At 68.1% G+C, this 13,120-nt stretch carries 9 protein-coding genes; all 9 read left to right on the top strand.

Annotation, left to right across the window (positions count from 1 at the left end):
- Positions 1-8: 8 nt before the first annotated feature.
- The 9 genes from nusG (at position 9) to O7631_RS01610 (ending at position 13,100) form a co-directional block, all read left to right on the top strand.
- Positions 9-731, top strand: a complete 723-nt coding sequence (nusG, locus tag O7631_RS01650) for a transcription termination/antitermination protein NusG (RefSeq protein ID WP_088987561.1) — start codon at positions 9-11, stop codon at positions 729-731.
- Positions 732-917: 186 nt separating this feature from the next.
- Positions 918-1,349 (top strand): 50S ribosomal protein L11, encoded by a 432-nt coding sequence (gene rplK, locus O7631_RS01645; protein WP_145778886.1) that lies wholly within the window; start codon positions 918-920, stop codon positions 1,347-1,349.
- Between the two features lie 78 nt (positions 1,350-1,427).
- Positions 1,428-2,144 (top strand): 50S ribosomal protein L1, encoded by a 717-nt coding sequence (gene rplA, locus O7631_RS01640; protein WP_278142695.1) that lies wholly within the window; start codon positions 1,428-1,430, stop codon positions 2,142-2,144.
- Positions 2,145-2,224: 80 nt separating this feature from the next.
- Positions 2,225-3,115, top strand: a complete 891-nt coding sequence (locus tag O7631_RS01635; RefSeq protein ID WP_278142694.1) for an ABC transporter ATP-binding protein — start codon at positions 2,225-2,227, stop codon at positions 3,113-3,115.
- Entirely contained in the window at positions 3,112-3,801 is a 690-nt protein-coding gene (locus tag O7631_RS01630) for a hypothetical protein (protein WP_278142693.1), read from the top strand. Before O7631_RS01635 ends, O7631_RS01630 begins: the two co-directional genes overlap by 4 nt.
- A gap of 339 nt (positions 3,802-4,140) precedes the next feature.
- Entirely contained in the window at positions 4,141-4,686 is a 546-nt protein-coding gene (gene rplJ / locus O7631_RS01625) for a 50S ribosomal protein L10 (RefSeq protein WP_278142692.1), read from the top strand.
- A 55-nt stretch (positions 4,687-4,741) separates the two neighbouring features.
- Positions 4,742-5,131, top strand: coding sequence for a 50S ribosomal protein L7/L12 (rplL, locus tag O7631_RS01620; protein WP_145778891.1), 390 nt, complete (start codon positions 4,742-4,744; stop codon positions 5,129-5,131).
- A 569-nt stretch (positions 5,132-5,700) separates the two neighbouring features.
- The gene (locus O7631_RS01615) at positions 5,701-9,132 is read left to right on the top strand and encodes a DNA-directed RNA polymerase subunit beta (RefSeq protein WP_278142691.1); all 3,432 of its coding nucleotides are present in this window, start codon (positions 5,701-5,703) and stop codon (positions 9,130-9,132) included.
- A gap of 80 nt (positions 9,133-9,212) precedes the next feature.
- Entirely contained in the window at positions 9,213-13,100 is a 3,888-nt protein-coding gene (locus O7631_RS01610) for a DNA-directed RNA polymerase subunit beta' (protein WP_088987569.1), read from the top strand.
- Positions 13,101-13,120 lie beyond the last annotated feature (20 nt).

Genomic DNA, 13,120 nt, shown 5'->3' with positions numbered 1-13,120 from the left:
GAGCGAGCGTGCCTGAGTACGACGAGACCGCCGGACCGGTGGACGAGCAGTCCACTGTCGCGACGGCGGCTGGTGACGAGTCGGTTGAGGCCGCCAGCGAGCCGGAGTTCCCAACGACCGAGCCCGCACCGGACGAGGATTACGACGCGGTCGCCGAGCTGAGGCAGAAGCTGCGTTACGCGCCTGGTGACTGGTACGTGGTGCACTCGTACGCCGGTTACGAGAACAAGGTGAAGACCAACCTCGAGACCCGGATCACGAGCCTCGACATGGAGGACTTCATCTACCAGGTCGAGGTGCCGACCCGGGAAGAGGTCGAGGTCAAGAACGGGAAGCGTTCCCAGATCCAGGCCAAGGTCTTCCCGGGCTACATCCTGGTCCGGATGGAGCTGACCGCCGAGTCCTACTCGTGTGTCCGCAACACCCCGGGTGTGACCGGCTTCGTCGGCGCGACCGACCGGGCCGACCGGCCCGCCCCGCTCTCCCTCGACGAGGTGCTGAAGTGGCTGGCGCCGGCCGTCGAGACCGAGCAGAAGAAGGCGAAGCCGGAGATCAAGGTCCTCGACTTCGAGGTGGGCGACTCCGTCACCGTCACCGACGGCGCCTTCGCGTCGCTGCCGGCCACGATCAGCGAGATCAACGCCGACCAGCAGAAGCTCAAGGTGCTGGTTTCGATCTTCGGTCGCGAGACCCCGGTGGAGCTCAACTTCAACCAGGTCGCCAAGATCTGACTGGTCGTCGGCGGCGGGCCGTGCCCGCCGCCGACGTCGGCGTAGCCCTCCCGCTCGACCTCGGCGGACGAGTGGGCTGCGGCCTGCGCTACTCTTGAATGTCGCCGCTGTCGCACCGCGCTGACCGTGCGCGCTCCGAGGGCGGCGACAGCCGCATTTTCCCAGCTCCAAGCCCCAGGAAGTGACATGCCTCCGAAGAAGAAGCTCGTCAAGACGTTCACGCTTCAGCTGCCGGCGGGCCAGGCCACGCCGGCCCCGCCGGTCGGCCCCGCGCTCGGCCAGCACGGCGTGAACATCATGGAGTTCTGCAAGTCCTACAACTCGCAGACCGAGTCCCAGCGGGGCGACATCGTCCCCGCCGAGATCAGCGTCTACGAGGACCGGTCCTTCACGTTCGTGCTGAAGACCCCGCCCGCCGCCCGGCTGCTGATCAAGGCCGCCGGTGTGCAGAAGGGCTCGGGTGTTCCGCAGTCCGAGAAGGTCGGCTCGGTCAGCCGCGCCCAGCTGCGTGAGATCGCCGAGAAGAAGATGGCCGACCTCAACGCCAACGACATCGAGCAGGCCGAGAAGATCATCGCCGGCACCGCCCGGTCGATGGGCATCACCGTCAACGACTGACGTCGGCCCAGGCCGTCGACCCGACCGTGGGAGGGCCCGCGCCGAGCGGCCCGCCAGAGACCACAGGAGTAATCAGCAATGCAGCGCAGCAAGAGCTACCGCAAGGCCGCCGACGTCATCGACCGGTCGAAGCTCTACACCCCCTCTGAGGCCGTGAAGCTGGCCAAGGAGACCACCAACGTCAAGTTCGACGCCACGGTCGAGGTCGCCATGCGCCTCGGCGTCGACCCCCGCAAGGCGGACCAGATGGTCCGCGGCACGGTCAACCTGCCGCACGGCACCGGTAAGACCGCCCGCGTGATCGTGTTCGCCAGCGGCGCGAAGGCCGAAGAGGCCGCCGCGGCGGGTGCCGACGAGGTGGGCACCGACGAGCTGGTCGCCCGGATCCAGGGCGGTTGGCTCGACTTCGACGCGGCGATCGCCACGCCGGACCAGATGGCCAAGATCGGCCGGATCGCGCGGATCCTGGGCCCGCGCGGTCTCATGCCGAACCCGAAGACCGGCACGGTGACCATGGACGTCACCAAGGCGGTGCAGGACATCAAGGGCGGCAAGATCACCTTCCGGGTGGACAAGCACTCCAACCTGCACCTGATCATCGGCAAGGCCTCCTTCACGGAGACCCAGCTGGTGGACAACTACGCCGCGGTGCTCGACGAGGTGCTGCGTGCCAAGCCGTCCGCGGCCAAGGGCAAGTACCTCCGCAAGGTCATCCTCACCACCACGATGGGCCCGGGTGTCCCGGTCGACCCGAATCTGGTGAAGAACCTCCGTGAGGACTCGGCCGAGGCCTGAGCCGACAGTTCGCTCCGCCGGGGCGCCGCCACGACTGTGGCGGCGCCCCTGCGCGTTCCAGGTGTGGCAGGCTCGACGCCATGCGACTGGAGAACGTCTGGTTGCGGTACCACCGGCGGGGGCCGTGGGTGCTGCGGGGCGTCGACGTGCGGATCGGTCCGGGCGAGGTGGCGGTCGTGCTGGGCCGCAACGGGGTGGGCAAGTCCACTCTGCTTCAGGTGGCGGCCGGGGTGCTCCGACCGGGCCGCGGCCGGGTCACCGACCGACCCGCCCGGGTGGGCTGGGTGCCGGAGCGTTTTCCGGCCGACCAGCCGTTCACAGTGGCCCGCTACCTGACCGGGATGGCCCGCGTGGCCGGGTTGGGCAGAGCGGCGGCCGACGAGGCGGTGGGTTCCTGGATCGACCGGCTCGGGTTGTCCGCCTTCCGCTCGGTCCGTCTGCCGGAGCTGTCGAAGGGCACCGCGCAGAAGGTGGGCCTGGCCCAGGCGATGCTGTGCCCTCCGGGCCTGCTGGTGCTCGACGAACCGTGGGAGGGGCTGGACGCCGCCACCCGCGAGCTGGTGCCCGAGTTGATCGACGAGGTGCTCGCCGCCGAGGGGTCCGTTCTGGTCAGCGACCACCGGGGCGAGACGGTCCGGTTGCCGGCCGCGCGCCGCTGGCTGGTGGCCGACGGTTCGCTGACCGAGGAGACGTCCGCCGCCGACGAGACGCTCGCGGTGGTCGAGATCGCGGTGCCGGCCGCGCGGGCCGCCGGCACCGTCGCCCGGTTGCGCGCCGAGGGGCATCACATTCTGCGGGTACGCGTCGACGCCCCCACCGCCACGTCACCGGCGCGACCCGCCGAGCCGCTTCCGGAGGCCGGCGCCGCCCGACCCGCCGAGCCGCCGTCACAGGTGGTCGGGGAGTCGACAGCGGAGCAACCGGACGCCACCGACGCGGTGGTCGGGCCGGCGGCGGGGGAGGCCCGGTGAACGCCCTGATCCGGATGCGGCTGGCGGGGTTCCTGCGGACCGGCCGCGCGATCGCGCCGCTGCTCGCCGGCCTCGTCACGCTCGGGCTCCTCTACGGCGGCGGTCGTGCCCAGCCGGCGGAGGCGTACGGAGTCTCGGCCGTGGTTCTCTTCCCCGTCATCGCCTGGCAGACCAAGATCCTCCTGGACGTGGAGCCGGACGTGCAACGCCGGCTGGCGCAGGTGGCGGTCGGGGTGGCCCGCGAGCGGTTGGCGGGTCTCCTCGCGGCCGGCGCGGCAGCGCTGGTGACGGTGGGTGTCGGGCTGCTGTTCCCGTGGTTGGTCGGTGGGGTCTCCGGCCCGGTCGAGCCGGGGGACCGGTCGATCCCGGTCGGGCTCGCGCTGGGGCTGTGGGCGCACCTGGTGGCCGTACCCGCTGCGGTTGCCCTCGGCGCTCTGGCCAGTCGAGCGTCGGTGGGCGGGGCCGGGTACGGCGTCGCGGTCCTGGCCCTCGGCGGTGTCGGCGCGGTGGTGCTCGGCCTGAGCGGCTCGGTGGCTCCCTGGCTGGCGCCGCCGATCATGGCCGCCGCCCGGGCCACCGGTGGTGACGCCGCGGCGCTCAGCCTGCTGGGGTTGACCATGTGGGCGTTGGCCTGGAGCGCCGCTGTAGTCGGCGGCTATCTGTGGCGGCGGCGGGCCCAGGGCTGACCCGCGTCGGTGTCGGTGACGTGGCTCACCCGGCGAGATTTGGTGCTGGTGACCTGGGCGCGTAGTCTTCAACAGTCATCCGTGTTCTCATGGATGTCGAACCACCCAGAGACCGCTGGTCACCGTGCTCCGGCACGGTCGAAGGTCCCGCGACACCGGGCGACCCGCGCAGGGCGGCAAGCGTAACTCGGCAGTGAGCATGGTCCGCCGACCGTGACGATCCGCCGGCCCTCGCCCCGTGCGCCCTGCGCCGGGGCTTTTTCGTTGTCGCGTCGCCTCCGCTCCCGTTCCGGCTTCGGCCGTGACGGGACCAGCCTCGAGTAACGAGAGAGGAGGGACATGGCGGACAAGCCGATTCGTGCCGACAAGGCCACGGCCGTCGCTGAGCTGACCGAGAGCTTCCGCAGCTCGGGCGCCACCGTGCTGACCGAGTACCGCGGTCTGACGGTTTCCCAGCTCACCCAGCTTCGGCGCTCGCTCGGCGCCGAGACCAGCTACATGGTCGCGAAGAACACGCTGGCGAAGCGTGCTGCGACGGACGCGGGCATCACCGGCCTCGACGAGCTGTTCACCGGTCCTACCGCGCTGACTTTCGTTTCGGGCGACGTCGTCGAGGCGGCGAAGGGTCTTCGCGACTTCGCGAAGGCCAACCCGAAGCTCGTCATCAAGGGCGGTGTCTTCGAGGGCAAGGCCATTTCCGCGGCCGAGGTCACGAAGCTCGCCGACCTGGAGTCCCGCGAGGTGCTGCTGGCCAAGCTGGCCGGCGCGATGAAGGGCAACCTGAGCAAGGCCGCGGCCCTGTTCCAGGCCCCGCTGTCGAAGACCGCCCGTCTGGCGGCTGCCCTGCAGGACAAGCGCGACAAGGAGGGCGCCGAGGCGGCCTGACGGCTCCCGCGGCGCACCAGTTCTTACTTATCAGCATTAGGAAAGGACGCCAGACATGGCGAAGCTCAGCACCGACGAGCTGCTCGACGCGTTCAAGGAGATGACGCTGATCGAGCTCTCTGAGTTCGTGAAGCAGTTCGAGACCACCTTCGAGGTCACCGCTGCCGCTCCGGTCGCGGTTGCCGCGGCCGGCGGTGCCGCCGGTGGCGCTGCTGCCCCGGCCGAGGAGGAGAAGGACGAGTTCGACGTCATCCTCGACGCCGACGGTGGCAAGAAGATCCAGGTCATCAAGGTCGTGCGTGAGCTGACCGGCCTGGGCCTCAAGGAGGCCAAGGACGCGGTCGAGTCCGCGCCGAAGGCCATCCTGGAGAAGGTCAACAAGGAGACCGCCGAGAAGGCGAAGGCCAAGCTCGAGGGTGAGGGCGCCAAGGTCACCCTCAAGTGACCTGAGCTCCACCTGCGCGTACCCGGCTCGTGAGCCGGGACACGAATCGCGTCACGGCGGGCGGTGATCCGACACGGATCGCCGCCCGCCGTGTTGGTGGATCCGGCGCGGACCGGCCCTGAGCTGGGCTCCGACGACCGGCGTCCTGGGTCCCGACGAGCGCGGCGGGTTCCCCTCCAGGAGGAAAGAAGTAGCGACCCGGATACCGGCCCTTGACGCGGCACCGGCCTGCCAGGCACGCTGACACCAGCAAGACACCGCGCTTGCGACGGCCACGATGTGGGTATGACAGCGACGGCACCATCGGTCGCGGTCACCCGTGCGGCCCAGTGGGGAGTTGCGTTCTGAGCGGCCCGGCAGACCCCGGTTGACGGGGGCCGAGGCGCGTTCCGCAAACGACCTGCGGGGTGGGCTGGACAGCGGTTAGCCTCTCGGCTACACTGCTAGTTTGCGCTGCCTTCCGACTTGACCCCTGCTCGGAAATGTCCGTTTACGGATAATTCTGGTGGGGTCATTGGAGTGCACGCGTACCAGCCGTTCTGCAGCACCGGTCCTCGGAAGGACGCATCTTGGCAGCTTCCCGCCCTGCGAAGACCAGTCGTACGTCGAGCGCATTCGCTCCCCGCCGAGTTTCATTCGGCAGGATCACCGAACACCTCGAGGTCCCCAACCTCCTTGCCATTCAGAACGAGTCCTTCGACTGGCTCGTCGGCAACGAGGCTTGGCAGGGCCGGTCGGCGGACGACCCGCACGCACGCTCGGGTCTCGCGGAGATCCTTGAAGAGATCAGTCCCATTGAGGACTTCTCCGGCACCATGTCACTTTCCTTCTCGGCGCCGCGCTTCGACGAGGTCAAGGCCTCGATCGAGGAGTGCAAGGAGAAGGACCTGACCTACTGCGCTCCGCTCTTCGTGACCGCGGAGTTCACCAACAACACCACTGGCGAGATCAAGAGCCAGACGGTGTTCATGGGTGACTTCCCGATGATGACGCCCAAGGGCACCTTCGTCATCAACGGCACCGAGCGCGTCGTGGTCAGCCAGCTCGTCCGGTCTCCGGGCGTGTACTTCGACAAGCAGCCGGACAAGACCTCCGACCGCGACCTCTCCAGCGTCAAGGTCATCCCGAGTCGGGGTGCCTGGCTGGAGTTCGACATCGACAAGCGCGACACGGTCGGCGTACGCATCGACCGTAAGCGTCGGCAGGCCGTCACGGTCCTGCTCAAGGCCATCGGATGGTCGGCCGAGCGCATTCGTGAGAAGTTCGGCTGGTCCGAGCTGATGATGACCACGCTCGAGAAGGACCACATCGCCGGCGCCGACGAGGCGCTGCTCGACATCTACCGCAAGCTGCGCCCTGGCGAGCCGCCGACGCGCGAGAACGCCCAGACCCTGCTCGACAACCTCTTCTTCAACCCGAAGAGGTACGACGTCGCCAAGGTCGGGCGCTACAAGTTCAACAAGAAGCTCGAAGTCGACGTGCCGATCACCACTGGCACGCTGACCGAGGACGACATCGTCGCCACCGTGGAATACCTCTGCCGGCTCCACGCCGGTGAGGAGGGCTACGAGGCCGACGACATCGACCACTTCGGCAACCGTCGCCTGCGCACCGTGGGTGAGCTGATCCAGAACCAGGTTCGGGTCGGCCTGTCCCGCATGGAGCGGGTCGTCCGCGAGCGGATGACCACGCAGGACGTCGAGGCGATCACGCCGCAGACCCTGATCAACATCCGCCCGGTGGTGGCGGCGATCAAGGAGTTCTTCGGCACGTCGCAGCTGTCCCAGTTCATGGACCAGACCAACCCGCTGGCGGGCCTGACCCACCGGCGCCGGCTGAGCGCGCTCGGCCCGGGTGGTCTGTCCCGGGAGCGGGCCGGCTTCGAGGTCCGCGACGTGCACCCGTCCCACTACGGCCGGATGTGCCCGATCGAGACGCCGGAAGGCCCGAACATCGGCCTGATCGGCGCGCTGTCCACCTTCGCCCGGGTCAACCCGTTCGGCTTCATCGAGACGCCGTACCGGAAGGTCGTCGACGGTCGGGTCACCGACCAGATCGACTACCTGACCGCGGACGAGGAGGACCGGTTCGTCAAGGCCCAGGCCAACGCGCGCCTGAAGGCTGACGGCACGTTCGCCGAGGACCGGGTGCTCTGCCGTCGTAAGGGCGGCGAGACCGAGGACGTCGTCCCCGCCGCCGTCGACTACATGGACGTCTCGCCCCGGCAGATGACCTCGGTCGCGACCGCCATGATCCCGTTCCTCGAGCACGACGACGCCAACCGGGCACTGATGGGCGCGAACATGCAGCGCCAGGCGGTGCCGCTGGTCAAGGCCGAGGCGCCGCTCGTGGGTACGGGCATGGAATACCGCGCCGCGGTCGACGCCGGCGACGTGGTGGTCGCCGAGGTCGGCGGTGTGATCGAGGACCTCTGCGCCGACTACGTCACCATCCACCAGGATGACGGCCACCGCCGGACGTACCTGCTGCACAAGTTCCGCCGCTCCAACGCCGGCTCCTGCGTCAACCAGAAGCCGGTCGTCTTCGAGGGCGACCGCGTCGAGGCCGGTCAGGTCATCGCCGACGGTCCGTGCACCGACGAGGGCGAGATGGCACTCGGACGCAACCTGCTGGTGGCGTTCATGTGCTGGGAGGGCCACAACTACGAGGACGCGATCATCCTGTCGCAGCGCCTCGTGCAGCAGGACGTGCTCACCTCGATCCACATCGAGGAGCACGAGGTCGACGCTCGGGACACCAAGCTCGGCCCGGAGGAGATCACCCGCGACATCCCGAACGTCAGCGAGGAAATGCTCGCTGACCTCGACGAGCGCGGCATCATCCGGATCGGCGCCGAGGTCGTCCCCGGTGACATCCTGGTCGGCAAGGTCACGCCCAAGGGTGAGACCGAGCTGACCCCGGAGGAGCGCCTGCTCCGCGCGATCTTCGGTGAGAAGGCGCGTGAGGTTCGGGACACCTCGCTGAAGGTGCCGCACGGCGAGACCGGCACGGTCATCGGCGTGCGCACGTTCTCCCGCGAGGACGGCGACGAGTTGCCGCCGGGTGTCAACGAGCTGGTCCGGGTCTACGTCGCCCAGAAGCGCAAGATCCAGGACGGCGACAAGCTCGCCGGCCGGCACGGCAACAAGGGCGTCATCTCGAAGATCCTGCCGGTCGAGGACATGCCGTTCCTGGAGGACGGCACCCCGGTCGACATCGTGCTCAACCCGCTCGGTGTGCCGAGCCGGATGAACATCGGCCAGGTGCTGGAGACCCACCTCGGTTGGGTCGCCAAGACCGGTTGGAAGGTCGAGGGCGACGACGCCGAGTGGAAGCGCCAGCTCCGCTCGATCGACGCGCACGAGTCCGAGGGCGACACGAATGTGGCGACCCCGGTCTTCGACGGTGCCCGCGAGGAGGAGATCTCCGGTCTGCTCGAGTCGACCCTGCCCAACCGGGACGGCAAGCAGCTGATCGGTCGTACCGGCAAGGCGCAGCTCTTCGACGGTCGTTCCGGTGAGCCTCTGCCGGACCCGATCGCTGTCGGCTACGTCTACATCCTGAAGCTCAACCACCTGGTCGACGACAAGATCCACGCTCGGTCGACCGGCCCGTACTCGATGATCACGCAGCAGCCGCTGGGTGGTAAGGCGCAGTTCGGTGGTCAGCGTTTCGGTGAGATGGAGTGCTGGGCGATGCAGGCGTACGGCGCTGCCTACGCCCTGCAGGAGCTGCTCACGATCAAGTCCGACGACGTGCTCGGCCGGGTGAAGGTCTACGAGGCCATCGTCAAGGGCGAGAACATCCCGGAGCCGGGCATCCCGGAGTCGTTCAAGGTGCTGCTCAAGGAGCTGCAGTCGCTGTGCCTCAACGTTGAGGTGCTGTCGAGCGACGGTGTGGCCCTGGAGATGCGCGAGACCGACGACGAGGTGTTCCGGGCCGCTGAGGAGCTGGGCATCGACCTGTCCCGGCGCGAGCCGAGCTCGGTCGAAGAGGTCTGAGGTGAGCGGTCGGGGGCCGGTTCGCCGGCCCCCGACCCCACCCGAGAATTAGCAGTACAGACGACGACATAGGGGACATAGTGCTCGACGTCAACTTCTTCGACGAGCTGCGCATTGGTCTCGCCACCGCCGACGACATCCGTCAGTGGTCGCACGGCGAGGTCAAGAAGCCTGAGACGATCAACTACCGCACCCTGAAGCCGGAAAAGGACGGGCTCTTCTGCGAGAAGATCTTCGGTCCGCAGCGGGACTGGGAGTGCTACTGCGGTAAGTACAAGCGGGTCCGGTTCAAGGGCATCATCTGTGAGCGCTGCGGCGTCGAGGTGACTCGCTCCAAGGTCCGTCGTGAGCGGATGGGGCACATCGAGCTCGCCGCTCCGGTGACCCACATCTGGTACTTCAAGGGCGTTCCGAGCCGGCTGGGCTACCTGCTGGACCTCGCCCCCAAGGATCTCGAGAAGATCATCTACTTCGCCTCGTACGTCGTGACGAGCGTGGACGCGGAGTCGCGTCACCGTGACCTCTCGACGATCGAGAACGAGATCCTGGCCGAGAAGCGGCAGTCCGAGAACAGCCGCGACTCGGAGATCGAGAAGCGGGCCGCCAAGCTCGAGGCCGACCTGGCCGAGCTGGAGGCCGAGGGTGCCAAGGCGGACGTCCGGCGCAAGGTCAAGGAGGGCGGAGAGCGCGAGATGCGCCAGATCCGCGACCGGGCCCAGCGCGAGATCGACCGCCTGGACGAGGTGCTGGACACCTTCCGCAAGCTGGAGCCGAAGCAGCTGGTCACCGACGAGCTGCTCTACCGCGAGCTGCGCGACCGGTTCGGTGAGTACTTCACCGGTTCCATGGGCGCCGAGGCGATCAAGGCGTTGGTCCAGAACATGGACCTCGACGCCGAGGCCGAGAGCCTGCGGGAGACCATCCGGTCCGGCAAGGGTCAGCGGAAGATCCGGGCGCTCAAGCGGCTCAAGGTCGTCGCGGCGTTCCTGAACACCCGCAACTCGCCGCTCGGCATGGTGCTGGACTGCGTCCCGGTCATCCCGCCGGACCTGCGCCCGATGGTGCAGCTCGACGGTGGCCGCTTCGCGACCTCGGACCTCAACGACCTGTACCGCCGCGTGATCAACCGGAACAACCGCCTCAAGCGGCTGATCGACCTCGGTGCTCCCGAGATCATCGTCAACAACGAGAAGCGGATGCTCCAGGAGGCCGTCGACGCGCTGTTCGACAACGGCCGTCGTGGTCGGCCGGTCACCGGCCCGGGTAACCGCCCGCTCAAGTCGCTGTCCGACATGCTCAAGGGCAAGCAGGGCCGGTTCCGCCAGAACCTGCTGGGCAAGCGCGTCGACTACTCCGGCCGTTCGGTCATCGTGGTCGGCCCGAAGCTCAAGCTGCACCAGTGTGGTCTGCCCAAGCAGATGGCGCTGGAGCTGTTCAAGCCGTTCGTGATGAAGCGGCTGGTCGACCTCAACCACGCACAGAACATCAAGTCCGCCAAGCGGATGGTCGAGCGTCAGCGCCCGGTCGTGTGGGACGTGCTGGAAGAGGTCATCGGCGAGCACCCGGTGCTGCTCAACCGTGCACCGACCCTGCACCGCCTGGGCATCCAGGCCTTCGAGCCGCAGCTGGTCGAGGGCAAGGCCATCCAGATCCACCCACTGGTCTGCACCGCGTTCAACGCCGACTTCGACGGTGACCAGATGGCGGTGCACGTGCCGCTGTCCGCCGAGGCTCAGGCCGAGGCGCGGATCCTGATGCTGTCGTCGAACAACATCCTCAAGCCGGCCGACGGTAAGCCGGTCACCATGCCCACCCAGGACATGGTCATCGGTCTGTACCACCTCACCCACCTCACCGCCGGTGAGAAGGGCGAGGGCCGGGCGTTCAGCTCGGACGCCGAGGCGCGGATGGCCTTCGACAACAGTGAGCTGCACCTGCAGGCGCCGGTGCGGATCCGCCTGCGTGGCGTGATCGGTGTCGACAACGGTGCTGGCGCCGAGGCGTGGACCGCCCCGGAGGGCTGGGTCGAGGGTGACCCGCTGACCATCGAGACGACCCTGGGTCGGGTGCTGTTCAACGAGACGCTGCCGCAGGGCTACCGCTTCGTGAACTACGAGATCCGCAAGGGTCAGCTCTCCGCGATCGTCAACGACCTCGCTGAGCGCTTCCCCAAGGTGGCCCTGGCCGCCACCCTGGACGGGCTCAAGGAGGCCGGCTTCCACTGGGCCACCTGGTCCGGCGTGACGATCGGCATGGAGGACGTCATCGCTCCGCCGCGCAAGGCGGAGATCCTGGCGCGGTACGAGAAGGAAGCCGACCGGATCGACAAGCAGTACCAGCGTGGTCTGATGACCGCCGAGGAGCGTCGCGGCGAACTCATCGAGATCTGGACCAAGGCGACCAACGAGGTCGCCAAGGAGATGGACACCGCGCTGCCGCAGGAGAACCCACTGTGGAAGATGATCAACTCGGGTGCTCGCGGTAACCTGCTCCAGCTCCGGCAGATCGCGGCGATCCGTGGTCTGGTGGCCAACCCGAAGGGCGAGATCATCCCGCGGCCGATCAAGGCCAGCTACCGGGAGGGTCTGTCCGTGCTGGAGTACTTCATCTCCACGCACGGTGCCCGTAAGGGTCTCGCCGACACCGCGCTGCGGACCGCCGACTCGGGTTACCTGACCCGTCGTCTGGTGGACGTCTCGCAGGACGTCATCATCCGCGAAGAGGACTGCGGCACCGACCGGGCGATCCCGATGCAGATCGGCGAGCGGCTGGACGGCAAGCTCGTCGTCCACACCCACGCCGAGACCAGCGTGCACGCCCGGACGCTGGCCGACGACATCAAGGGCCCGGACGGGACCGTGGTGGCCGAGCGTGGCCAGGACATCAACTCCATCGGGGTCGACAAGATCGTCGCCGCCGGCGTGGAGACGGTCCGGGTCCGCAGCGTGCTCACCTGCGAGTCGAAGCTGGGTGTCTGCGCGGCCTGCTACGGCCGGTCGCTGCCGACCGGTAAGTCGGTCGACATCGGCGAGGCGGTCGGCATCATCGCCGCCCAGTCCATCGGTGAGCCCGGTACGCAGCTGACGATGCGTACCTTCCACACCGGTGGTGTCGCGGGTGAGGACATCACCCAGGGTCTGCCTCGTGTTCAGGAAATCTTCGAGGCTCGGGTCCCGAAGGGTAAGGCGCCCATCGCCGACACCCCTGGCCGGATCCGGATCGAGGACGGCGAGCGCTCGCGCAAGATCATCGTGGTGCCGGACGACGGCAGCGACGAGATCGTCTACGACAAGATCTCGAAGCGGGTCAAGCTCCGGACCCACGACGGCGGTCACGTCGCGGTCGGCGAGAAGCTGACCGAGGGCACCATCGACCCGCACGAGCTTCTGCGGATCATGGGTCCGCGGGCGGTCCAGGTCCACCTGACCAGTGAGGTCCAGGAGGTCTACCGCTCGCAGGGTGTGCTCATCCACGACAAGCACATCGAGATCATCATCCGCCAGATGCTCAAGCGGGTGACGGTCATCGACTCCGGCTCGACCGAGTTCCTGCCGGGTGTGCTGGTCGACCGTGCGCTGTTCGAGTCGGAGAACCGCCGACTCGTCTCCGAGGGCGGCGAGCCCGCCGCCGGTCGTCCGGTGCTGATGGGTATCACCAAGGCCTCGCTGGCCACCGACTCCTGGCTCTCGGCGGCCTCCTTCCAGGAGACCACCCGGGTGCTGACCGACGCTGCGATCAACTCGCGCAGCGACTCGCTGGTCGGCCTCAAGGAGAACGTGATCATCGGAAAGCTCATCCCGGCCGGTACTGGCATCAGCAAGTACCGCAACGTCCGGGTGGAGCCGACCGAGGAGGCCAAGGCCAAGGTCTACTCGATGACCGGGTACCCGGAGACCGACTACGGGTTCGGGCCGGCCGGCGGGCAGGCTGTTCCGCTGGACGACTTCGACTTCGGGTCGTACCGCTAAGCACCAGTCACACGACGAGG

Origin of the sequence: Micromonospora sp. WMMD967 (assembly GCF_029626165.1) — a bacterium.
GTDB lineage: Bacteria > Actinomycetota > Actinomycetes > Mycobacteriales > Micromonosporaceae > Micromonospora > Micromonospora taraxaci.
This window is presented reverse-complemented; position numbering and strand designations above follow the sequence as displayed.